This is a genomic window from Arthrobacter sp. T2-23 (assembly GCF_055398325.1).
Window position 1 is genome coordinate 2,760,753 of record NZ_AP027917.1, and the last position, 23,091, is coordinate 2,783,843.

The 23,091-nt window shown below is 68.7% G+C and carries 20 protein-coding genes and 2 tRNA genes; 17 read left to right on the forward strand and 5 right to left on the reverse strand.

The genetic code is table 11. The annotated features are described in order from the left end of the window. Nucleotides 1-100 precede the first annotated feature (100 nt). The 4 genes from ACZ5Z0_RS12860 to ACZ5Z0_RS12875 all read left to right on the forward strand — a co-directional run bounded on the left by ACZ5Z0_RS12860 (nt 101) and on the right by ACZ5Z0_RS12875 (nt 4,291). Nucleotides 101-628, forward strand: a complete 528-nt coding sequence (locus tag ACZ5Z0_RS12860) for a winged helix-turn-helix transcriptional regulator (protein ID WP_464108778.1) — start codon at nt 101-103, stop codon at nt 626-628. Beyond that, nucleotides 625-1,977, forward strand: coding sequence for an MFS transporter (locus ACZ5Z0_RS12865; protein ID WP_464108779.1), 1,353 nt, complete (start codon nt 625-627; stop codon nt 1,975-1,977). Before ACZ5Z0_RS12860 ends, ACZ5Z0_RS12865 begins: the two co-directional genes overlap by 4 nt. Before the next feature lie 92 nt (nt 1,978-2,069). Further along, nucleotides 2,070-3,500, forward strand: a complete 1,431-nt coding sequence (locus ACZ5Z0_RS12870; protein WP_464108780.1) for a glycosyltransferase 87 family protein — start codon at nt 2,070-2,072, stop codon at nt 3,498-3,500. An 8-nt stretch (nt 3,501-3,508) separates the two neighbouring features. Next, nucleotides 3,509-4,291: an SDR family oxidoreductase gene (locus tag ACZ5Z0_RS12875; protein ID WP_464110785.1), complete on the forward strand. Its 783-nt coding sequence runs from the start codon at nt 3,509-3,511 to the stop codon at nt 4,289-4,291. A gap of 27 nt (nt 4,292-4,318) precedes the next feature. On the opposite strand, the gene ACZ5Z0_RS12880 is transcribed toward ACZ5Z0_RS12875, so the two are convergent. Further along, nucleotides 4,319-5,506: an acyl-CoA dehydrogenase family protein gene (locus tag ACZ5Z0_RS12880; RefSeq protein ID WP_464108781.1), complete on the reverse strand. Its 1,188-nt coding sequence runs from the start codon at nt 5,504-5,506 to the stop codon at nt 4,319-4,321. Nucleotides 5,507-5,572: 66 nt separating this feature from the next. On the opposite strand from ACZ5Z0_RS12880, the gene ACZ5Z0_RS12885 reads away from it, so the two are divergent. The 6 genes from ACZ5Z0_RS12885 to ACZ5Z0_RS12910 all read left to right on the forward strand — a co-directional run bounded on the left by ACZ5Z0_RS12885 (nt 5,573) and on the right by ACZ5Z0_RS12910 (nt 10,801). Beyond that, nucleotides 5,573-6,226: an MOSC domain-containing protein gene (locus tag ACZ5Z0_RS12885; protein WP_464108782.1), complete on the forward strand. Its 654-nt coding sequence runs from the start codon at nt 5,573-5,575 to the stop codon at nt 6,224-6,226. A gap of 390 nt (nt 6,227-6,616) precedes the next feature. Then, nucleotides 6,617-8,650 carry a DEAD/DEAH box helicase gene (locus tag ACZ5Z0_RS12890; protein ID WP_464108783.1) on the forward strand — a complete coding sequence of 678 codons (2,034 nt, stop codon included), beginning with the start codon at nt 6,617-6,619 and terminating at the stop codon, nt 8,648-8,650. 275 nt (nt 8,651-8,925) lie between these two features. Further along, nucleotides 8,926-8,997, forward strand: a tRNA-Thr gene (locus tag ACZ5Z0_RS12895). Nucleotides 8,998-9,058: 61 nt separating this feature from the next. Beyond that, a tRNA-Met gene (locus ACZ5Z0_RS12900) sits at nt 9,059-9,135 on the forward strand. A gap of 246 nt (nt 9,136-9,381) precedes the next feature. Continuing rightward, a complete protein-coding gene (locus ACZ5Z0_RS12905) occupies nt 9,382-10,002 on the forward strand; it encodes an alpha/beta hydrolase family protein (protein ID WP_464108784.1) in 621 nt (206 codons plus the stop codon). Between the two features lie 139 nt (nt 10,003-10,141). Continuing rightward, entirely contained in the window at nt 10,142-10,801 is a 660-nt protein-coding gene (locus ACZ5Z0_RS12910) for an NAD(P)H-binding protein (protein WP_464108785.1), read from the forward strand. 99 nt (nt 10,802-10,900) lie between these two features. Here the strand turns inward: ACZ5Z0_RS12910 and ACZ5Z0_RS12915 are convergent, their stop codons facing one another. After that, a complete protein-coding gene (locus tag ACZ5Z0_RS12915) occupies nt 10,901-13,477 on the reverse strand; it encodes an FG-GAP-like repeat-containing protein (RefSeq protein WP_464108786.1) in 2,577 nt (858 codons plus the stop codon). A gap of 154 nt (nt 13,478-13,631) precedes the next feature. Between ACZ5Z0_RS12915 and ACZ5Z0_RS12920 the strand changes: the two genes are divergently transcribed. Continuing rightward, nucleotides 13,632-13,886, forward strand: coding sequence for a hypothetical protein (locus ACZ5Z0_RS12920; protein WP_464108787.1), 255 nt, complete (start codon nt 13,632-13,634; stop codon nt 13,884-13,886). A 175-nt stretch (nt 13,887-14,061) separates the two neighbouring features. Here ACZ5Z0_RS12920 and ACZ5Z0_RS12925 read toward each other — a convergent pair whose 3' ends face one another. Then, nucleotides 14,062-15,273, reverse strand: coding sequence for an ROK family protein (locus ACZ5Z0_RS12925; protein ID WP_464110786.1), 1,212 nt, complete (start codon nt 15,271-15,273; stop codon nt 14,062-14,064). 131 nt (nt 15,274-15,404) lie between these two features. On the opposite strand from ACZ5Z0_RS12925, the gene ACZ5Z0_RS12930 reads away from it, so the two are divergent. From ACZ5Z0_RS12930 to ACZ5Z0_RS12950, 5 genes are all read left to right on the forward strand, one after another. Beyond that, entirely contained in the window at nt 15,405-17,111 is a 1,707-nt protein-coding gene (locus ACZ5Z0_RS12930) for a glycoside hydrolase family 13 protein (RefSeq protein ID WP_464108788.1), read from the forward strand. 77 nt (nt 17,112-17,188) lie between these two features. Continuing rightward, nucleotides 17,189-18,106 (forward strand): aldo/keto reductase, encoded by a 918-nt coding sequence (locus tag ACZ5Z0_RS12935; RefSeq protein WP_464110787.1) that lies wholly within the window; start codon nt 17,189-17,191, stop codon nt 18,104-18,106. A gap of 174 nt (nt 18,107-18,280) precedes the next feature. Next, a complete protein-coding gene (locus ACZ5Z0_RS12940; protein WP_138768521.1) occupies nt 18,281-19,144 on the forward strand; it encodes an HpcH/HpaI aldolase/citrate lyase family protein in 864 nt (287 codons plus the stop codon). A 28-nt stretch (nt 19,145-19,172) separates the two neighbouring features. Beyond that, nucleotides 19,173-20,135: a DUF2797 domain-containing protein gene (locus ACZ5Z0_RS12945; protein WP_464108789.1), complete on the forward strand. Its 963-nt coding sequence runs from the start codon at nt 19,173-19,175 to the stop codon at nt 20,133-20,135. A 46-nt stretch (nt 20,136-20,181) separates the two neighbouring features. Then, nucleotides 20,182-20,406 carry a DUF3188 domain-containing protein gene (locus tag ACZ5Z0_RS12950; protein WP_464108790.1) on the forward strand — a complete coding sequence of 75 codons (225 nt, stop codon included), beginning with the start codon at nt 20,182-20,184 and terminating at the stop codon, nt 20,404-20,406. Here the strand turns inward: ACZ5Z0_RS12950 and ACZ5Z0_RS12955 are convergent. Further along, on the reverse strand, nt 20,396-22,075 hold the full coding sequence (locus ACZ5Z0_RS12955) for a SulP family inorganic anion transporter (protein WP_464108791.1): 1,680 nt from the start codon (nt 22,073-22,075) through the stop codon (nt 20,396-20,398). The two genes, ACZ5Z0_RS12950 and ACZ5Z0_RS12955, sit on opposite strands and share 11 nt — an antisense overlap. Then, nucleotides 22,072-22,449, reverse strand: a complete 378-nt coding sequence (locus ACZ5Z0_RS12960; RefSeq protein ID WP_464108792.1) for an ArsR/SmtB family transcription factor — start codon at nt 22,447-22,449, stop codon at nt 22,072-22,074. The genes ACZ5Z0_RS12955 and ACZ5Z0_RS12960 overlap by 4 nt, the downstream gene beginning before the upstream one ends. A 144-nt stretch (nt 22,450-22,593) precedes the next feature. Here ACZ5Z0_RS12960 and ACZ5Z0_RS12965 point away from each other — a divergent pair, with 144 nt between their 5' ends. Further along, on the forward strand, nt 22,594-23,091 hold the full coding sequence (locus ACZ5Z0_RS12965) for an FAS1-like dehydratase domain-containing protein (protein WP_464108793.1): 498 nt from the start codon (nt 22,594-22,596) through the stop codon (nt 23,089-23,091).

Sequence of the window (23,091 nt, forward strand, 5' to 3'; positions counted from 1 at the left end):
ACACTTGCGGCCCGGGTTTCGGCCGCAAGACAGGGCCCCCAGTGTACGTTCGGCCGTCAAAGATGTGGCTTTCTTCAAGATAGTCAGCTACTCTGCGGGTATGGCACTTCGATCCGACTGGTCCCGGCGCAGCTGCAGCATGGCCCGCGGCCTCGATATCTTGGGCGACCCGTGGGGCATGCTGGTCCTCCGCGAGGTCTTCTTCGGCAACGGGCGATTCGACGCCATCAAGGCCCGGCTCGGCGCGGCGGACTCCGTCCTGACCCGGCGGCTCGCCGCACTTGTCGACGCCGGCCTGCTGACCCGCCGGCCCTACGACGACGGCGGCCGGCAACGCCAGGAATACGTGCTCACGGCCAAGGGCGAGGACGCGCTGCCGGTGCTCAACGCCGTCGTGATCTGGGCCGAAAAGCACCTGCCCGCACCATCGGAGCAGGCGCACATGTTCGTGGTCCACAGCGGCTGCGGCCAGCACACCACCTCCGCGGACAGCTGCACGGCCTGCGGTGAACGGCTCACGGCCGACAACACCAGCTGGCACAGCCTCACCCGGACCGACCACCCGGTACCCCTCGCCACCGCTCCGGCGTCACAAAAGAGTGCCCAGCAGAACGGAACAGCAGCATGAGCGCGCCCCGGACCACCTCTCGACCCCCGGCCCGGCGTCGGCTTCACCCCGCCTGGATCGTCGCCGCCGTCGCGTTCCTGGCGCTGGTCGGCGCGGCCGGCTTCCGGGCCGCGCCGGGCGTGCTGATGGTGCCGCTGCAGACCGAGTTCGGCTGGTCCACCACCGTGCTCTCGGCGGCGGTCAGCATCAATCTGGTGCTGTTCGGCCTGACGGCGCCCTTCGCCGCGGCCCTGATGGAGCGCTTCGGCATCCGCGCCGTGACCTCCGTGGCCCTGGTGCTGATCGGGGCCGGCAGCGCCCTGACCGTGCTGGTGAACCAGTCCTGGCAGATCTTGCTGACCTGGGGGCTGCTGATCGGACTCGGCACCGGGTCCATGGCGCTGGTGTTCGCGGCCACGATTGCCAACACCTGGTTCGCCAAGAGCCGCGGCCTGGTGATCGGCATCCTCACCGCGGGCAGCGCCGCCGGGCAGTTGGTGTTCCTGCCCTTCATCGCCGCCCTGGCGCAGAACCCCGGCTGGCGGCAGGCCTCGCTCCTGATCGCCGCCGGCGCGCTGGCCGTGGTGCCGCTGGTGCTCAAGTTCCTGAAGAACTCACCGGCCGACGTCGGCGCCCTGCCCTACGGCGCGGACACGGCCACCGAAACCCCTGAGACGCCGGAAGCCCCGTCAACCGCTGAGGCGCGGGTGACGCCGGCCGGAACGGCCGAACCCCGCCGCAACGCGGCGGTCCGGGCGCTTCAGGTGCTCAAGCGCGCCAGCAAAGTCCGCACCTTCTGGGCACTCGTGGCCGGCTTCGCCATCTGCGGGGCCACCACCAACGGGCTGATCGGCACGCACTTCATCCCGTCCGCGCACGACCACGGCATGGCCGAAACCACAGCCGCCGGCCTGCTGGCTGTGGTCGGGATCTTCGACATCCTCGGAACCATCGCCTCCGGCTGGCTCACGGACCGGTTCAACCCGCGGATCCTGCTGGCGGTCTACTACCAGTTCCGCGGCATCGGGCTGCTGGTTCTGCCCCTGCTGCTCAGCGCCGAGGTCCAGCCCAGCATGATCGTGTTCGTGGTCATCTACGGCCTGGACTGGGTGGCCACCGTCCCTCCGACGGCCGCGATCTGCCGGCAGGTGTTCGGCGCGGACGGCAGCGTGGTGTTCGGGTGGGTCTTCGCCGCCCACCAGCTCGGTGCGGCCGCGGCGGCGCTGGCCGCGGGGGCCGTCCGGGACGCCACCGGCCAGTACACCTACGCCTGGTTCGCCGCCGCGGCGATGTGCACCATCGCCGCCGTCATCAGCGCGACCATCCGCAAGGACGCCGGACAGAAGGCCAGGGTCCCGGTCCCGGCCTGACCACTCGGTAGGATGAACGGCGGGGACCGGCGCAGCCGCCGCCAGCGCGCTGCGCCTTGGTCCCCTGCAGCAACTATTGGGGGGATCCACACATGTCACTGCTCGACGCGGAAAGCCCGCACGCGCCGCCGTCCGTGAACCGGGGAGCCCCGCCGTCCGGGAACCGGGCCGCCCCGCCACCGGCCCCGGGCCGGAACAGCCGCCCCCCTCTCCGCCAGTCCTTCGCCGCCGCCCTGTTTCCGCTGGGCCTGGCCGCCGTCGCCTTCGCGGTGTGGCACTGGCTGGCCGTCTGGGGTGAACAGGGGCTCGACTTCAGCGTCTACTGGTACGGCGGGAAGATCCTCAACGACGCGGGCGCAGCGGCGTCGGACCTCTACGAAGGCAACGTTGACTGGGCCGGCGGACCCGGCCTGCCGTTCACCTACCCGCCCTTCGCCGCGCTGCTCTTCAGCCTGCTGGCCCGGATGCCGGAAAAGTCCGCCCTGGACCTGTTCAATACCGCAGGCGTCCTCACGGCGGCCTGGGTCACGGTCCGCGCGCTCCGCTACTGGACGGCCAAGGCAGACTGGCGCGCCGCCTTCCGTTCCCCCGGCAACCGCTGGGCCGCCGCCGTCCTGCTCCTGGCCGTGCTCAACCTCGGTCCCTGGCGGGAAACCCTGGCCTTCGGACAAATCAACATCCTGCTGATGGGCCTGATGGCCGCGGACCTGCTGGCCCGGAACCCCCGCCGGGCCCATGGCATCCCCGGCAGCGGTTTCCTGGTGGGCGTCGCCGCGGGCATCAAGCTGACCCCGCTGGTGTTCGGGCTCTACTTCCTGGTCCGGAAAGACTGGCGCGGCCTGCTGAACATGGGTGCAGGATTCCTCGCCACCGTCCTGTTGGGAGCGCTGCTGCGCCCGGCCGAGTCCCTGCAGTTCTGGCTCCGGGTCCTGCCGGACACCTCGCGGATCGGCGGGGCCGGCTACGTGGACAACCTCTCCCTCAAGGGCGCACTACTGCACTTCGGCGTTCCCGAGGACGCCGTGACCGCGCCCTGGCTGGTGCTGAGCCTGCTGGTGGTGGCACTGGCGGCCGGCATCATCAAATCCGCGAGTGAGCAGGGCGCACGGGTGGTCGCCATCTCAACGACCGCCCTCACCATGCTGCTGATCAGCCCCGTTTCCTGGTCCCACCACTGGGTTTGGGTCGCTGTCATCCTTCCCGCTTTCGCCTGGACCCTGCGCGAAATGCCGCACCGCTGCCGCGGAACCCGCTGGCTGATGGGCGCTGTGCTGGGGGTCTCCGTGCTCGTGTTCGTCTTCTCACCGAAGACGATCGGCACGGCCCTCGGCGCGCAGGACCTCAACGTCCAGACGCCCGGGCTCTGGATCATGGCCTCCAGCGCCGGGGTCTTCTGCGCCCTGGCCCTCCTGCTGTGCTGGCAGCTCGCCCTGCGCCGCGGGTCCCTGGCCCAGGCCTTCGACGCGCACACAGCGCCGGCGCAGCTCCGGGAACCTGCCGCCGCACCGGCCCGGCTAGGCTGAAGCGCATGATGCAGACTCCCGGTTATCCCGCCCCTGCCCCGGTCCAGCGCAGGACGGCCCTGGTCACCGGCGTCGGACGGCTCGCGGGTCTCGGCGCCGCCATTGCGCGGCGGCTGGCCGCCGACGGCTGGGACCTCGTGCTCACCTACTGGCAGGACTACGACACCCGGATGCCCTGGGGCGTCCAGCCGGACGACGTCGAACGCCTAACCGCCGAACTGCAGGCCACCGGCGCAGCAGTGGTGGCTGTGCCCGCCGACTTCGAGAATCCGCAGGCCGTGGACCGGCTGATGGCCGCGGTCGCGGATGAGGCCGGCACCCTGCAGGGACTGGTGCTCAGCCACGCGGAATCCGTGGACTCCGGCATCCTGGACACGTCCCTGGAGAGCTTTGAGCGGCACTTTGCCGTCAACACCCGCGCCAGCTGGCAACTGATCGCGGCTTTTGCGCGGCAGGCGCCGGCCGAAGGCGGCGCGATCGTGGCGCTGACCAGTGACCACACCGCGTTCAACCTCCCGTACGGGGCGTCCAAGGGCGCCCTGGACCGGATCGTGATAGCCGCGGCGCGGGAGCTCGGCCCGCGAGGGATCAGCGCCAACGCGCTCAACCCCGGCCCGGTCGACACCGGCTGGATGGACGCGCAACTGCGCGACGAACTGGCCCGGCGGCAGCCCGGCGGACGGCTCGGCACCCCCGCGGACGTGGCCGGGACGGTGGCGTTCCTGCTCTCGCCCGAGGGCCGCTGGGTATCCGGCCAGCTGGTCAAGGCCGACGGCGGCTTCTCCGCCTGACGCCCAAAGAACCCGCGGCCGCTTGCCCTAGCGGAAGGCGGCCAGACCGGTGATGTGCTGGCCCAGGATCAGGGTGTGCACCTCGTCGGTGCCCTCATAGGTGCGGACCGACTCGAGGTTGGCGGCGTGCCGCAGCGGCGAGTAGTCCAAGGTGATGCCGTTCCCGCCCAGGATGGTGCGGGCCTCGCGGGCAATCGTGATCGCTTCCCGAACGTTGTTCAGCTTGCCGAGCGAGATCTGCTCCGGCCGCAGCGTCCCGGCGTCCTTGAGCCGGCCCAGCTGCAGCGCCAGCAGCGTGCCCTTCTGAATCTCCAGCAGCATGTTCACCAGCTTTTCCTGGGTGAGCTGGTATCCGGCCAGCGGCCTGCCGAACTGCTGCCGCTCCTGCGCGTACCGCAGGGCCGCCTCGTAGGAGTCCCGGGCCGCGCCCATCGCACCCCAGGCAATCCCGTACCGCGCTTCGTTCAGGCAGCTGAAGGGTCCGCGCAGGCCGCGCGCGGCGGGCAGCAGCGCCTCGGGGCCCAGCCGGACGGCGTCGAACGTCACATCGCACTGGATCGAGGCGCGCATCGAGAGCTTCTGCCCGATGGGCGTCGCGGTGACCCCGGGAGTGGTGGCGGGGACCAGGAAGCCGCGCACGCCGTCGTCGGTCATGGCCCAGACCACCAGGACGTCCGCCACCGAGGCCAGGCCGATCCAGCGCTTCGCCCCGTCCAGGACCCAGCCCGCGTCGTCGCCCGTCCCGTCCCGGCGGGCAAACGTCTGCATGGCGGCGGGGTCCGAGCCCGCGGTGGGTTCGGTCAGGGCGAAGCAGCCGATCAGCTCGCCGGCGGCCATCCGGGGGAGCCACTCCTGCTTCTGCTCCTCCGAGCCCCACTTGTGGATGGCCGTCATCGCCAGGGAGCCCTGCACGGAGACGAACGTGCGGATGCCGGAGTCGCCCGCTTCCAGCTCCATCGCGGCCAAGCCGTATTCGACGGCGGAGCGGCCGGGGCAGCCATAGCCGTCCAGATGCATGCCGAGCACCCCGAGTTCGCCCAGTTCGGGGGCCAACTCCAGGGGGAAGACGCCGTCGTCATACCAGCGCGCGATGCCGGGCCGGATCCGCTGGGTGGTGAAATCCCGGACCTTCTCCCGTACGGCCAGCTCGTCTGCGCTCAGCAGGGAGTCGATCGCCAGGACATCGGACACATCTGTTGCTGCAACACTGCTCATTGGAGCATCCTACGTTCCGGCGCGGGCGGCGTCCCCGACCTTGTGCCCCGGGCCTACACTGGTGCCATGGACACCGCTTCCGTGCTTGCCGTCTGCCGGGTACACCAGCTGCTCAGCGATGCCGGAAGCGTGGGCGTGACCGCGATCGACAAGCGGCCGGTGGAGGGCCCGGTAAGAGTCCACCGGCTGGGACTCCACGGCGACATCCAGGCCAGCCGCATCCACCATGGCGGCGAGGACCAGGCACTCTACGCCTATTCCCAGGATGACGCCGATTACTGGGCCGAGGTGCTGGGCCGGGACATCCCGCCGGGCTACTTCGGGGAGAACCTCCGCGTCGCCGGCATTGATGTCACCGACGCGGTGATTGGGGAACGCTGGAAGATCGGGCTCGACGTCGAAGTCGAAGTGACCTCGCCCAGAATGCCCTGTGCCACGTTCCAGCGGCGGGTGGAGGTGCCGAACTGGGTGGCGCGGTTCGGCGAGGCCGGTCGGGTCGGGAGCTACCTCCGGGTGGTTCGGACGGGCACCATCCAGGCGGGGGACCATATCCACCGGATCTTTGTCCCGACCCACGGCGTCACTATCAGGAAGTGGTTCAGTGATCCCGCGCTCGAGGACATGGAAGCCTTGCGGGACGCCGACGCCGATGGCGAGATCCGTCTTCAGCCCGAGTATCACGAGTATTTCGAGAAGCTGAGGCGCCGGCTCGGGAGCTAGGGCGGAAGCGGCAGTGTGCGCAAGCTCACCGCCGCCGTTGTGTCCTCCGTTAGTACCTGTGCCACTGCATGCCTTACACTTGAAATATCCCCCACTCCGGAAATCCCTTATTCCTGCCCAATTCTTGAGGCAGGACTGGTAAGTGTTGGGGCCCGCAAAATGTGATGCGGGCATTTTCATAGGGAGAGCCGGCTAAAGAAAACGCTGTACAGACTGCTGGGATAGCAGCCAAGAGATGCAGCGGGAAGTCCTGCCACGGGATTGCGAAAGCGCCGGGCTTCTATGTGACCGGCCGGTCAAAGTATGCCCGGCACCCCGTGTCACGCGTACTGCGGCTCCGCTCACCTCGGGTTGTGCCGCCTGGCCCCTATGGATGAGGAAGATTCCCCTATGCCCGAAAATCAGGACAACTCCGTCGACACCGAGAACACCCGCACCGACGTCGAGTTCACCGAACCTGCTGCCCCCGCTGCAGCCGACACCACCAATGACACCACCGCCGAGAACTCCGGCGACGACGACGGCGGCCTCCGCTTCGTTGACCTCGGCATCGACGCCCGCGTCCTTGCCGCCCTTCAGGACGTCGGCTACGAGAAGCCGTCCCCGATCCAGGCAGCGACTATCCCGGTCCTGCTCGAGGGCCGCGACGTCGTGGGCCTGGCCCAGACCGGCACCGGTAAGACTGCAGCATTCGCAGTACCGGCGCTGTCCCGGCTGGCCGAACTCCACGACCTGAACGGCCCGTCCCGCAAGACGCAGGCCCTGGTGCTGGCTCCGACCCGCGAGCTCGCGCTCCAGGTCGCGGAGGCCTTCACCTCCTACGCCAAGCACATCGACGACTTCACCGTCCTGCCGGTCTACGGCGGCTCCGCCTACGGCCCGCAGCTGGCCGGCCTGCGCCGCGGCGCCCAGGTTGTTGTCGGTACCCCCGGCCGCGTGATCGACCACATCGCCAAGGGTTCGCTGGACCTGTCCGAACTCCAGTACCTCGTGCTGGACGAAGCTGACGAGATGCTGCGCATGGGCTTCGCCGATGACGTGGAGCAGATCTTCCAGCAGACCCCCGAAGGCCGCCAGGTTGCCCTGTTCTCGGCCACCATGCCGAGCCAGATCCGCCGGCTGTCCAAGCAGTACCTGAACAACCCGGCCGAGATCCAGGTCAAGTCCAAGACCACCACCGGCGCCAACACCCGCCAGCGGTACTTGCAGGTCATGGGCCCGCACAAGCTCGACGCGCTGACCCGCATCCTCGAGGTTGAAGAGTTCGACGGCGTCATCGCGTTCGTCCGCACCAAGATGGCCACCGAGGACCTGGCTGACAAGCTGCGCTCCCGCGGCTTCCAGGCGGCCGCCATCAACGGCGACATCCCGCAGCAGCAGCGTGAGCGCACGGTCGAGGCACTCAAGGAAGGCCGCATCGACATCCTCGTCGCCACTGACGTCGCCGCCCGCGGCCTGGACGTCGAGCGGATCAGCCACGTGATCAACTACGACATCCCGCACGACACCGAGTCCTACGTGCACCGCATCGGCCGCACCGGCCGCGCCGGCCGCTCCGGCGACGCCGTGCTGTTCATGACCCCGCGGGAGAAGTACCTGCTGCGTTCCATCGAGAAGGCAACCCGCCAGCCGGTGGAGCAGATGCACCTGCCCACCGCGGAGACCGTCAACACCCTGCGCCTGGGCAAGTTCGCTGACAAGATCACCGAGACCCTCGAGTCCGAGGACGTTTCGGCCTTCCGTGACCTGATCGCCTCCTACGAGGAGGAGCACAACGTTCCGGCCGCCGAGATCGCCGCCGCACTGGCCGTCATGGCGCAGGGCGGCCAGCCGCTCCTGGTCAAGGAACTGCCTGCCGCTCCGGAATTCCAGAAGCGCGAGCGCTCCAAGGACGGCTTCGGCTCCCGCGGCCCGACCCGCACCCTGACCGAGGGCAATGCCACTTACCGGATCGCCGTCGGACGCCGCCAGCGCGTCATGCCGGGTTCCATCGTCGGCGCCATCGCCAACGAGGGCGGCATCTCCTCGGCCCAGATCGGCGGCATCGACATCCGCTCGGACCACTCCCTCGTGGAACTCCCGGCGGACCTGAGCCCGGATCAGCTGAAGGCCCTGTCCCGCACCCGGATCGGCGGCGAGCTGATCCACCTCGAGCTGGACAACGGCCGCAAGCCCTCCGGTGACCGTGGCTCCTACCAGGGAAACCGGGGCGGAGACCGTGGCGAGCGCGGCGGCTACTCCGGCGGCAGCGGCAACTTCAAGGGCAACGGCGGCTTCAAGCGCGAATTCCGCAAGAACGACGGCGAGCGTTCCTCTGCTGACCGCGGCGGCCGCTCGTTCAGTGACCGCAACGAGCGCAGCGTCGGCACCGACACCCGCAAGCCCCGCACCGAGGGCGGCTTCAAGCCCCGGAACAAGTGGTAACCACTAGTTCATAGGCAGTGCCAGAACGGGCCGGCTCTTTTGAGCCGGCCCGTTCTGTGCTTAAGGCGTGGAGGCCGTGACGGGCGTGATGCGATCCCGCGCCGGACCCGCGAGTCGGCTTCGTCACATCCGCGGTGCGGAACCGCCATGATGGCCTCGCCGGACCCGGCCCGGGCCCCGGAGATCCAAGGAACTACGCGGGTTTTGCTGCGATGGCCGGGGGACGCCAGCCGATTTGTTGGGAGCGGGATCTTCCGGTAGAGTATTTACTCGTTGCCCCCCTAGCTCAGTGGTAGAGCGCGTTCTTGGTAAGAACGAGGTCACCGGATCGATTCCGGTGGGGGGCTCTGGATGAGGGCCTGCGTCAAGGCGGTTTTGACCGGCTTGGTGCAGGCTTTTCTCATTCGTGGCGGTGTAGCTCAGTTGGTTAGAGCGCACGACTCATAATCGTGAGGTCGGGAGATCGAGCCTCCCCACCGCTACCAAGTAAGACCCCCGCAGGCCCTGCCTGCGGGGTTCTTTTGTTTTAGTCTGCCCCAACCCCTCATCGGATGAGGCGCGCGGGGCGGTAGGCTGGGGCGTTTAGGGGGTGCGTCGTGCGTCGTTTGTTAGTTTGGCTGCTCGGACTACTAGTCGCACTGGAACTGGCCGGGTGCCGCGCGGTGGCTGCTCCTGCACCGGAGGCGACCCAACAAACCCTACGATCCGTCATCGGCCCGGACAATGTCGCTGTGACGATCCCCGCGAGGCCCAACGGGACGCTCATTGTTGCGGCGCACGGGCACGGCGGAACCGTCGATGAGTGGCAGGCCGGCCCGGAACAGGCTGCCATGCGGGAGGCCCTGCTGAGGGCCGGCTACAGCATCGCCAGCTCGGACGGTGGCGGGGACGTATGGGGCGCCCCGGCCTCGGTCAAGGCTTATGAAGACCTCTCCCACTGGGCGGCGCAGCAAACAGGTGCGAAGGATGTCGTCCTGCTGGGGCAGTCGATGGGTGGGCTTCCCGCGCTGCAGCTCGTCGGGCGCGTCCCGGCCACCGCGTTCGTGGGGATCTACCCTGTCTGCAACCTAGAGACCATGACCGACAAATTTCCCACCTTCCGGCAGGCGTGGCCGGATGGCGCCCCGGGCAGCCTTTCGCCGGTGACCCCGGCCTACCCTGCCGGGTTCAGGGCCCTGTACTTCGCGTCCCCCCAGGACACAACGGTTCCCAAGGCCACCAATACTGACGCATGTGCTGCCGGTGCAAGAGCGGCGGGCGCTGACGTGACGGTGGTGGCGGTCCGGGGCGAGCACGGCGACCCGTCAGAGTTCCAGCCCGCCCGGGTTGTTGAGTTCCTCAACGCCCGGTAACCACGGACTGACGCTTTTTACGCTCGGGCGGTCCTGCGGTCCGCCCTCGTGGACCAGCCGAAGTAACGCCCGATAAACCGGCTCGGTAAGTGCTGGGATACCGAGTGCGGGGCCGGTTCAATTGGGACAGAATGGGACGATGACGCGCATCGCAATCATCGGCGGCCACGGCAAGGTGGCTCTGGAACTGTCCGGCATCCTGACCAAGGACGGAGCCGACGTGACATCGATCATCCGCAATCCGGACCATCGCGACGAAGTGGCCGCCACCGGCGCCACACCGGTGGTCCTGGATGTGGAGCAATCCACGACGGCGGAGCTCGCCACGGCATTGAAGGGCCACGACGCCGTGGTCTGGTCCGCCGGAGCCGGCGGCGGCAGCCCCGAACGCACCTACGCCGTGGACCGGGACGCTGCCATCCGTTCGATGGAAGCCGCAGCGGAAGTCGGCGTTCCCCGCTACGTCATGGTTTCCTATCTCGGCGCGGGGCCGGACCACGGCGTCCCCGCGGACAACAGCTTCCACGCCTATGCCGAGGCCAAGGCTGCTGCGGATGCGTACCTGCGCGGCACCAGCCTGGATTGGACCATCCTGGGACCAGGGTCCCTGACCGACGGCCCAGGTAACGGTCTTATCGACGTCGACCCGGTGGATACTTCTAGTGGCACCGGTACCGCGCGCGCCAACGTGGCCCTGGTCGCCGCCGCTGTGCTGGGGTTGCCCCAGACCGTCGGCCGGACCATCGAATTCAGGGACGGGACGCTGCCGCTTGCTGCGGCCTTGGAGCCAGTGAACTAGCGAGCGCCGGACTTCTTCCGCTTCGGATACGCAAAAGAGCCGGACCCTCAGGATCCGGCTCTTTTGCGTTTTGGCCGCACTGCCTAGGAGCGGCGCGCCCTAGGACAACTGGGTGGAGAACATCCGGCCAAGATACCCCTCGTTGGGCTGCATGCCAGTGCCCGAGTAGGCCCACAGTGATCCGTCCGGCCGCCGGGCGACCATGTCGGGATAGCGGTCACCGTTGAGATTCCAGGCGCCACGCACGGCGTCGTAGATGTTCCAACCGGTTCCCACCTTCCGGGGCGTGGTGAGGCGGCCCGCGCCGTCACCGGGGTAGAGCCACAGGGTGCCATCGGGGCGTCGGGCCAGTACGTCGTTCTTGCCGTCGGCATTGTAGTCCCCGACGCCGAAGAGCTGGTCGAAGACCTCCCAGCCGAAGTTTCCAATCTTTGTGGGAATGCCAAGTCCGGAGCTGGTGCCGTCTACCCGGCCGGTGCCCGGGTACACCCAGAGCGATCCGTCGGAGCCTCGCGCCAGCAGGTCAACCTTTCCGTCGCCCGTCAGGTCCCCGGTCCCTGAAAGCGCCGTGAACGCCTCCCAGCCGAAATTGCCGATCTTGCGCCCCGGCGCGTAGCCGTTACTGGTCGAGTTCACCTGCCCGGTGCCGGAGTACAGCCAAAGGGAACCATCGGGTCTGCGGGCAATCAGGTCGTTCCTGCCGTCGCCGTCCAAGTCGCCGACGCCGGTTATTGCGTTGAAGGCATCCCAGCCGAAGTTGCCGATCCTGACCCCGGCGCCGTACGAGCCCGCGCCGTCGCCGGCATAGAACCACAGAGTCCCGTCGGGGCGGCGCGCGATCATGTCCGCGACCCCGTCGCCGTTGAAGTCGGGCGTGGCAACGAGCATGTCAAAAGCATCCCACCCGAAGTTGCCGATCTTGCGGACACCGGAGTAGCCCTCGTCACGCATACCTGTGCCAGCATAAAAGTACACCGAGCCGTCCGGCTGGTTGGCGATCATGTCGGCCATGCGGTCGCCGTTGGCATCGCCCGTGCCAAGGATTGTGGTGTAAACGCCCCACCCGGACCCGATCCGGGTGGGATTGATAAGTTTTGCCTGCCCGGTGTTGGAGTACATCCACAGCGTGCCGTCCGGTTTCCGGCCAACGAGGTCATTGGTGCCGTCACCGTTGAAGTCCTGGATAGCAACCAGCTGGTCGAAAATCTGCCAACCGAAATCGATCTCGCGCGGTGCGCCGGGCCGGCCCGTGGCAGTGCCGGGGTAGAGCACAAGGACGCCGTCCGGACGCCTGGCCAATAGATCGGGTTTGCCGTCGCCGTCGAAATCCCTGACGCCCAGAAGGGCATCGAATGCGTCCCAGCCGAAGTCGCCGACCTTCACACCCCCCGAGTAGCCCTCGCTGGTGCCGGACAAGGAGCCGTTTCCGGCGTAGAACCACAGCGACCCGTCCCATTTCCTCGCCACGAGGTCGTTTCTTCCATCGCCGTTGTAGTCGCCCACGCCGATGACGCTGTCGTAGATCTCCCAGCCGGTTCCAATCCGCCTGCCCGCACTCTGACGGCCGGTTCCGTCGCCGGGGTAGAACCACAGCTCACCGTTTGTCTTGCGCTGGAGCACGTCGGGGACACCGTCGCCATTGAAGTCGCCGGGGGCGATGAGCAGAGGCTTGGCGGGAGGAAGGGTGTCAATGGTGATGCCTGCGGCAACGTCGGAAATCCAGTCCACGGTCACCCGTGTTCCGGCGTGGGTAGTGAAGGTTTGACCGGCCTGCCAGGCGGCGTTTGCGGTGTAGTACGTCGAGTAATAGGTGGTGGTGCTGGGCGGTAGTGAGATCGAACCTGCGCCGAAGGATTGGACGATCTTGACGCCGCGGTTCCCGTTGACGGCGGCGGCAGCGTCGCCGCCGATGGGAAGGCGAAGTTCCACGTAATAGATTTCCCCGCTGAGCGGGTCGGTGAATTTCACGGCCCGGTTATCTGCCGCGCTGCTCCATGCCTGCAGCTGGTACGAGGCCTTTCCGGATGCCTTACCGATGTTGTACACCTCATTGCCGGCGCCGAACCCGCCGTACTCGTACATTGGGGAACTGATGACCGGCCGGCTGGGCTGCGAGACGCCCATCAGGTCCAGGTTGTCCTTGTATTCCTGTACCGAGCAGCTTGGGTCGGCGAAAGAGCCGTCGGCGTTGGTCGCCACGTCCACCGCCCCGCTGGTGCACTGCAGCGCGTTGGCGTGCATAAGGCCCAGCACGTGTCCGAACTCGTGTGACAGCACACTCTTGGTCAAGTTGGCAGGAAGCGGCATGATGACTTTTCCGCTGGTTCCGTTGTAGCTCCAGCCTGCGCCGTAGGCTCCATCGGAAAGAGTACCCGTCGAAACGAAAACCACCAGTGCGGTGTTGGAGCTGGGGGCCCACCCCAGTTCGGCGGTGATGGTGTTCATCATGTCCGAATACCGCTGGGTGGAGGTCGCCTTGCTGACCGGGTATTCCACCGACGCGACGCTCATGGACAGGCGTCCGTTGGACATCGCCTGCCAGTAGTCACTGCTGGTGGTGATCGCGGCCCGGGCGTCCGCCTCCGAGATGGCCGCTTTCTTGTCGGCCAGCTGCACCAGCGCGAGCCGGACCTTGATGTCGCCCTGGCGGTCGAGGGCGTAGGCCTCGGTCGACACCGAGGGACGCTTCGGAACGCCCTTGTTGCCCGTCGGCGGCGGTGTCTCGAAAGTGTGCTCGACGAACGGCGCATCGGCAGGCGCGGTCGCGTCCGGCGTGGGAGCCGGCGCAGAACCGGCCGGTGCGGCACCGCTGGGCTGTGGCGACGCTGAGATGACCGTCGTCGATGTGGGCGCCGTCGGGGCCGCCGCCGCGGGGGACGTGGCGCTGGTTCCGGAAGCCGTCGGCATGGCAGTCGGCGTCGCCACAGGGGTCGCCGCAACGGGCGTCGCCGCGGCGGTTGGACTGGGCGCTGATTCGGCCGATGCCGGCGAACTTGTGATTGCGGGCAAGGTGGCCAGAGAAAGGGCCAGCGCTGTAAACAACGCGGTCCTCTTCCGTATTGAATTCACTTTATGTCTTTCATGAGACCGCCGCCCTGCTGAAGGCTCAGCAAGACGGCCGGGGAGACCGGGAAGTGAGGCCAGTCTACGGACGGCACGCCTTCAGACCCGGCAAGCTGTAGCAATCTTTCGGCTTAGATGGCGAATCGTTGCCTAAACCTGAGCAAAGCCTGCGACGGCCACGGCCGCCGTCGCGGGCTTCACGCCGGCGCGGCCAGCTCCAGTTCCAGCGCGTTGGCTTCGACAAAGTCCAGGGCATGCCGGATGGCGCCCACGGTCACGATTCCGTCGCCCAGCGGGGAGACTGTCACGCGCGGGGGAGTGGCGGTAAACCGCGGCAGTGCCGCGGTGATGCCTGGCAGCAGCGCTCCGGCTGAGTCTGCGACGGCGCCGCCGATGACCACCTGCTCGGGGTTGATCAGGCTGGCGATCGCGGCGATGACCCGGGCCATCCGCTCCGAAAGCCGGTCCAGGATCGCCACTGCGGCGGGCTCCCCGGCGGCAGCATCCTCGAAGACCCGCAGCGCGCTTGCCTCACCGCCGTCGGCGGGGCCGCCGGCCGCCGCCTGCCATTGCCGGGCCAGGCTCGCGATTCCGTCGCTGGAGCCGACGCCCTGCACCATGTCCAGGAAGCCCATTTCGCCCGCGCCCCCGGCGCGGCCGTGCAGCAGCCGGCCGGACTCCAGCACGCCCGCGCCGAGACGCTCACCAGCCAGCAGCACCACAAGGTCATCCACCCCCGCGCCGGAGCCGCGCCAGCGTTCGCCGAGGGCGGCCAGGTTGGCGTCGTTCTCCAGCAGCACCGGCCAGCCGTGCAGCTCCTGCAGCGCCGAGCGGAGCCCTACGTCGAACAGGCTCCAGAAGTGTTGGGCGGCGAGGACCTTGCCTTCGCGGTCCACCGGGGCCGCGATGCCGGCGCCCACGGCCAGGACTTTTTCGGGCGCCTCGCCGGCAACGGCCAGCGCTTCCTGGCACGCCCGGTCGACAACGCTGATCCGTTCGCTTGCCGGGATGTCCGCAGCGCGGAAGTGCCCGCTGGCGCGGCCGAGAATCGTGCCCCGCAGGTCCGCGACCGCCGCGGTCGTGGTGGCGGCGCCGATGTCGATGCCGAGGACGACGCCGGCTCGGGAGCGAAGTTCGAAGCGCCGCGCAGGCCGGCCTTTCTGCACGCTGCCGGCATCCTGGCGCTCTGCCGGCATGGCGTCTTTCCGGGGCGCGTCCAGTTCGCGGATCCAGCCGCGGCGGATCAGGTCCTCGCAGACGGCAATCACCGTGGCGCGGGTGAGGCCGGTTTCAGCCATCAGCTCCGTGCCGGTGGCCACGTCGGTGCCGCGGATGGCAGCCAGCACCAGCCGGGCATTGACCCGGCGGAGCAGCTGCGGCGTCGCGGCGGCCTGCGGTTTCTTCGGAATCTTGACCTCCCCGTAAGTGCGGACCCATAATTGTTCCGGCAATAGATTTAGCTTCTATCTAAATTATCAGACACGCATTTATCAGACACCGCATTTTTCAGACACCGCTCCCCAGCCCCGAAGGATTCACCTTGTCGAACACAGCCACGCTGGCAACCCTGTCCGGTTCCGACCTCGCCGCCGACCCGAATTGGTGGCGCCAGGCCTCGGTGTACCAGATCTACCCGCGCAGCTTCTCCGACTCCAATGGTGACGGCCTCGGCGACATCAAGGGCATCACCGCGAAGGTGCCCTACCTGAAGGAGCTCGGGATCGACGCCGTCTGGCTTTCCCCGTTCTACCCTTCAGCCCTGGCCGACGGCGGTTACGACGTCGACGATTACCGCGACGTCGACCCCAAGCTCGGCACGCTGGAGGACTTCGATGAGATGTCCGCCGCGCTGCACGCCGCCGGCATCAAGCTGATCGCCGATATCGTCCCGAACCACTCCTCCAACCGCCACGTCTGGTTCCAGGAGGCCCTCGCCTCGCCCCGCGGCTCGGACGCGCGCGAACGCTACATCTTCCGCGACGGCAAAGGCGAAAACGGCGAGATCCCGCCGTCGGACTGGGAATCCGTCTTCGGCGGCCCGGCTTGGGAACGCATCACGGAACCCGACGGCACCCCCGGTCAGTGGTACATGCACATTTTCGCCAAGGAACAGCCCGACCTGAACTGGTCCAACCGCGAGATCCGCGACGATTTCCTCAAGACGCTGCGCTTCTGGTCGGACCGCGGCGTGGACGGCTTCCGCGTGGACGTGGCGCACGCCCTCACCAAGGACCTCACCGAGCCCCTGCTGTCCAAGGTCGAACTCAGCGAGGCCAACTCCGGCACCGACGGCTTCGATGACGGCTCGCACCCGTTCTGGGACCGCGACGAGGTCCACGAGATCTACGTCGAATGGCGCGAGGTGTTCAACGAGTACAACCCGCCGCGCACCGCCGTCGCCGAGGCCTGGGTGCACGCGTCCCGCCGCGCCCGCTACGCCAGCCCGGAAGGACTGGGCCAGGCCTTCAACTTCGACCTGCTTCAGGCCGACTTCGACGCCGACGAGTTCCGCGAAATCATCACCCGCAACCTCGCCGAGGCGACCGAATCCGGCGCCTCCTCCACCTGGGTCTTTTCCAACCACGACGTCGTCCGGCACGCCACCCGCTACGGCCTGCCCAAGGGCGGCGGGCGTCACGCCAAGGGCCAGGACGGCAAGGGCTGGCTGCTGGCCGGAGCCCCCTCCGAGGAACTCGACGTAGAACTGGGTCTGCGTCGCGCCCGCGCCGCGACCCTGCTGATGCTGGCTCTGCCCGGGTCGGCCTACCTGTACCAGGGCGAGGAACTGGGCCTGCAGGAAGTCGCCGAGATCCCGGACGCCCAACGCCAGGACCCCACCTTCTTCCGCAACAAGGGGGTGGAGATCGGCCGCGACGGCTGCCGGGTGCCGCTGCCGTGGGCCACGGAAGGTTCCTCCTTCGGCTTCGGCGACGGCGGCGCCCACTTGCCGCAGCCCGCCTGGTTCGCCCGCTACGCCGTGGCCGCCCAGGACGGGACCGACGGGTCCACCCTGGAGTTCTACCGCAAGGCCCTGAAGCTGCGCCGCGAACTGCAGACCTCGGAGGAGCTTGAATGGCTGGAGACCGTCAACGCCGACGTGCTGCACTTCCGCCGCCTCGGCGGCTGGCAGTCTGTGACCAACTTCGGGGACGACGCCGTCGAACTGCCGGCCGGTGAGGTGCTGATCAGCAGCGGCCCGCTGGACGGTCAGCTGCTCCCGGGCAACACCACCGTCTGGCTCCGGTGAGTGCCCCGTCCCCTGGGCCTGCGGGTGTGCAGACCGGACCGGAACTGAGCCCTGTCCAGGAACTGATTTACGGTTGCATGGGCCTGGGCGGCAGCTGGTCGGCCGAGCCGTACTCGTCCGCGGACGTGGACGAGGCGGCCGCAGCCGTCGACGCCGCCCTGCAGGCCGGCATCACCCTGTTCGACCATGCCGACATTTACCGCAGCGGCAAGGCCGAAGCGGTCTTCGGCGAGGTGCTGGCGCAGACGCCCGGGCTGCGGGAGCGGATCCGGCTGCAGACCAAGTGCGGCATCCGGCTGGGTGAACAAGGCCTCGAGGCGTACTACGACCTGAGCCGGGACGGCATCCTGGACCGGGTCAACGGAAGCCTGGCCCGGCTCAAGACCGACTACGTCGACGTGCTGATGCTGCACCGCCCGGACCCCCTGATGGATCCGGCCGAGGCGGCCTCCGCCGTCGCCCAGCTCACGGCCGAAGGCAAGATCCGCGCGGTGGGCGTCTCCAACATGTCCGCGCCGCAGATCGAACTGCTGCAAGACCGGCTCGAGGCGCCGGTCGTGGCCAACCAGCTGGAGATGAGCCTCTCGGCCCGGGCCTGGCTGGAAAGCACCGTGCTGGTCAACCACGCCGAGGGCACCGACTACAGCTTCCCGCACGGCACCGTGGAGCACTGCGTCCGGCACGGCATCACCCTGCAGGCCTACGGGGCCCTGTCCCGCGGGCTCTACACCGGGGCGCCGGCGGGGACCCCGAGCGCCGCGGAGGAGGCGACCGCTGCACTCGTGGCCGCCATGGCCGCGGAGAAGGGCACCACAGGCGAGGCCGTGTTGCTGGGCTGGCTGATGAAACACCCGGCCGGCATCGCCCCCGTGATCGGAACGGCCAAACCGGACCGGATCCTCGCCTGTGCCGGCGCCGCAGAAGTGGCCGCGGCCATGACGCGCGCCGAGTGGTACCGGCTCTGGATCACCGCCCGGGGCAGCAACATCCCCTAGGCCCGGCCTAGGCCCGGACCCGCCCAACTAGCTCGCAGTTATGTCGTTTTGAGCCCTCCAAACGACAACAACTGCGAGCCAGTTTCGCGCGCCGGGGCGATTTTGGTCGTATTGGTCGCCCCGAACGGAGGCAATACTTGGCGGCGGGCCGCCCGGGGCGACTAGCGTAGAGGCATGACCTCTACCACCACCGCCGGGATTGTCCGGCCCCAACGCAACGTCCCGGCCGAAATCGCCCGCTCCTGGCTGCTGGTCAACGCCATGAAGCCGGAACTCTTCGGACAGTCGGCGGAGTCCCGCGCGGACGCCATCATCCTGGACATCGAAGACGCGGTGGATCCCTCCCAGAAGGATGCCGCCCGCGAGCACGTCGTGGACTGGCTGACCGCCGGCGGCAGCGCCTGGGTGCGGATCAACGACGCCACGAGCCCCTTCTGGGCCGACGACCTCGCCGGACTCCGCGGTACGCCCGGACTCCTCGGCGTCATGCTCGCCAAGACCGAATCCGCGGACCAGGTCACCGAGAGCTTCCACCGCATGGACGGCAAGACCCCGGTCATCCCGCTTGTCGAGTCGGCCGTGGGCATCGAGGAAGCCAACCACATCGCCAAGGCCCAGGGCGCGTTCCGGCTGGCCTTCGGCTCGGGCGACTTCCGCCGCGACACCGGCATGGCGGCCACCCCGGAGGCGATGGCCTACCCGCGCGCCAAGCTCGTCGTCGCCAGCCGCGTCGGCAACCTGCCCGGTCCCATCGACGGCCCCACGGTCGGCACCAACCACCCGATCCTGCGCGAGCAGACCGGCATCACGGTGATGATGGGCATGACCGGTAAGCTGTGCCTCGCGATCGACCAGACCCACGTGATCAACGAGGTCATCAGCCCCACACCGTCCGACGTAGCCTGGGCCACCGACTTCATGGCCGACTTCGAGGCCAGTGGCCGCGTGATCCGGGACGGCTCCGACCTGCCGCGCCTTGGCCGCGCCGAGAAGATCATGAAGCTCGCGGTAGCCTTTGGCGTGGAGCCGGCCCTGTAACCGGTTCCCTGCCCAGCAAGGAGACCCCGTGACCGATACCCGTTATCTGGTCCACGGGGTCTTTTGGGATGGTCCGGCGCCGGCCTCGGGTCCCGTTCAGCCCGGTCCCGTCCCGCCGGGCGCCGTCCGCGCTGCCCTGCGCCTGCAGGACTCCGCCGGGGCCTTCACCGACGTGGCGCTCGACGCCGGAACGCGGCTCGGCTTCCGGCTCGCCGGCCCGGGGAAGGGATGCCTGGGCCACCACAGGGTGCACGGCCCCGCGGACCGCGACCACGTCGTCTGCCCGGAACGGGCGCCGGCTGCCCGCGGCAGCCAGTGCGGGCCGTGCTTCGCCGTCGACGATTCACGGTTGATCCACGACTTCCACCGCGGCGGACGGGTCACGCCCGGCTTGCGCGCCTACCTGATGCAGCCGCACTGGCTGTACGTTGCGAGCTTCGCCAACGGCGCCAGTAAGATCGGCACCGCCTCACAGCTGCGGAAGTGGCACCGGCTCGCGGAGCAGGGCGCCGTAGTCGCCCGCTACGTCGCCCGCGCCGCAGACGGCCGGATCGTCAGGATCCTGGAGGACCTCGTCACGCGCGACGCCGGACTGCCGCAGCAGGTCCGCTCGGCCGCCAAGGCTGCCGGACTCACAGCGCCGGTGCCCGCCGTCGCGCTGGAGGAGCTGAACAGCCGGCTCGCTGGCGGGGTCCGAACACTGTTGGGCGGCGTCGTCCTGGAAGGTTTCGACGTCGTGGACGAACGCTGGCAGCGGCCCGGACTCGCCGATGCCGCCTGCACCCCTGCCCTCCGCCACGCCTACCCCCATGACCTTGGCTCGGATGCCCACGGCTTCGTCGTCTCCTCGTTGAGCGGCAGCGTCGCGCTGGCCCGGCTCGACGGCGCCGACCTGGACTTCGTCGTCAACCTCGGCGGCCTCAAGGCACGGACCATCGAACTCGGGGACCACGGTTCCGAGGTCCCCGCCGTCCAGGAGTCCCTGTTCTGAGCCACTGGCCACGGGCCGTGCACCAGGGCCCCGGTAGACTGGCACGGTGCTGAACGAATTCTGGGCCACCGCGCCAACTACCTACAAGGTGCTCGTTTTCAGCGCCATGGGGCTGATCGCCGCCGGCATCATCCTCAACCTCGTCGGCAATACCACCGGCAACCAGGGCCTGGCGCTGGCCTCCCTGGCCGTGATCGGGCTCGGACTCGTCCTGCACATCGCCGGAATCGTGGTCCGCGGCCAGACGATCCGCAAAAACCTCAGGCGGTAGCGGCGGCGTTCCGCGCCACGTGGCTCCGGGCATGTTCCACGGCCCCGGACAGCGTGTCGAACAAATGCTTGTGGTGCCGCAGCGAGCGGATCACGCCCACGTTCGTCACCAGGTCCAGGTGCTGGGGCTGGACGCCCTTGAGCAGCACCGTGACCCCGCGCAGTTCCAGCGCCGAAATCACCTCCACCAGTGTGTGCGCCCCGGTCGCGTCGAGCATGCGGACCTGCGAGAGCCTGATGATCGCGACCTGGATGTCCCTGACCTGGCTGATCTCCTGCAGGACCCGCTCCGCCGCACCGAAGAACATGGCGCCGTCCAGCCGGAAGATCGCAATGTGGCGGTCGCCGGGCGCGGGCGGACCCGGGATCTCCTCGCGCTGCACCCCGCTGAGCGAGGCAAACTTCCGCAGCGTGAACACCGCCGCCGCGACCAATCCGATCTCGATCGCCACGATCAAGTCAAACGCCACGGTGATTAGGGCCGTCAGGACAAAAACGAAGGCATCGGCCCGGGTGGAGCGCAGCACCGCCGCCACGGTTTGCCTCGACACCATGCGGGTTGCCGTTACCATCAGGATCCCGGCCAGCACCGCCAGCGGAATCCTGCCGACCAGCCCGGCCGCGAGGTAGATGATGGCCAGCAGCACCAGCGCGTGCACGATCGCCGCGAGCCGCGTCCTGGCTCCGGAGCGGACGTTCACGGCCGTCCGGGCGATCGCGCCCGTTGCCGGCATGCCGCCGAAGAGACCCGCCGCCACCGACGCCAGGCCCTGGCCGGTGAGTTCGCGGTCGGGGCTGTACCTTCCCGTGGGCCGGCCGTCCGGACCCACCATGCCGGCGGCCACGCGCGCGGACAGCAGGGACTCGATGGCCGCGAGCGTGGCAATGGACACGGCCGGCATGAGCAGGCCGCCAAGGGCCGACGGGTCCACGGCCGGCAGGGACGGGGCGGAGAGCGAATGCGGCAATGCGCCGATCCGCGGGACCTGCAGATCCAGGACTTCGGCAGCCAGGGTGGCCAGCAGCACCGCTGCCAGGCTTGCCGGGATGGCCTTGTTCAGCCGGGGGAGCAGGACCATTACCGCGGCGACGCCCGCCACTATGGCCAGCGTCTGCAGCACGGCCGGAGCCGAGGCGTGGGACGCGCTCTCGACGGCGGCCAGCAGGGTGTTGTGGCCCGGCACCCCCTCGGTTCCGGTGGCCATGGGCACCTGCTGCAGGAAGATGATAGCCGCAATGCCCAGCGTGAAGCCCTCCACCACGGGCCACGGGATGAAGGCGACCGCCCGGCCCAGGCCGCTGATGCCCAGCACAATGACCAGCAGCCCGGCCAATACGGACACCAGGGCAATGCTCCCGGCCCCGTGGGCAGCAACCACGGGAGCCAGGACCACCACCATGGCGCCGGTGGGCCCGGAAACCTGCACATGGGATCCGCCCATCACCGCGGCCACAAGCCCGGCGACCACCGCCGTGATAAGCCCGGCCTCGGCGCCTACGCCCGAACTCACCCCGAACGCGAGGGCCAGCGGCAGGGCCACAATGCCCACGGTGACGCCGGAGAGCAGATCCGTCCGCCAGGACCTGCGCAGCCCGTCGTAGTCGCGAAGGGACGGCAGGAACCGGACGAGGTAGCCCCGGAAACTGTGGCCCGCTGTCCGGGCCGTCACGAGGCGGAACCCTGCAGGGGAGAGTCCGGCAGTTCCTGCGCGAGCCGTAGCTGCTCGCCCGACTCCGCGAGGTTGTCCAGCAGGAAGATCCGGGCGATCGCCAGCAGTTCGGCAATCTTCGGGTGTGCCAGCCGGTACGTCACGGCGTTGGCCGTCCGGACCGAGGTCACCACCCGGTGCCGGCGGAGCGTGGCGAGGTGCTGGGACAAGTGCGAGGCCTCCAGCCCGGTCTCGGCCAGCAGGTAGCTGACCGGGGCTGCGGTGTCCGGCGCGGCCGCCAGCAGTTCCAGCACCCGGATCCGGGCCGGGTGGGCGAGGGCCTTGAACAGATTGGCCTTGATCTCGTACAGAGGAGCCTGTGCTGCGGGCATCATCGGAAGGACCTGCGCTCTCTCCGCGTACGCCGGAAGCCGCCGCGGATTAATGGATTGATGTTTTCATCATACCGTGCGGATGCAAGCCCGGCCCGGAAGTGTAACGCGGACGACCCGCCCGGGGCTGGGCGCTAGGCTGGAGCCATGACTATCAATCCGGATCTCCAGGGCCGCAGTTACCCTGCGGCAGAGGTGTATGACGTCGGCCGCGAGAAGATCCGCGAGTTCGCGCGCGCAGTCAAGGCCACCCACCCCGCCCATTTCGAGGTGGACGCCGCCCGGGCCCTGGGCCACGGCGACCTGGTCGCCCCTCCCACCTTCGCGATCATCGTCGCCCAGCGCGCCGACGCGCAGCTGATCGAGGACCCGGAATCCGGCATCGATTTCTCCCGCGTCGTCCACGCCGACCAGCGCTTCGTGCACCACCGGGCCATCGTCGCCGGTGACCGGCTCGTTGCCGAACTGCACGTCGACGGCGTCCGGGCCATGGGGGGAGGGGCGATGATCACCACCCGCTCCGAGATCTTCGCCCTCACCGGCAGCGACGCCGGCGGCGATTCGGCCGGCGGCGATCCTTCCGGCGGCCGCGAAGCCGTCGCCACCACCACCTCGTCCATCCTGGTCCGCGGAGAGGGACAGTAA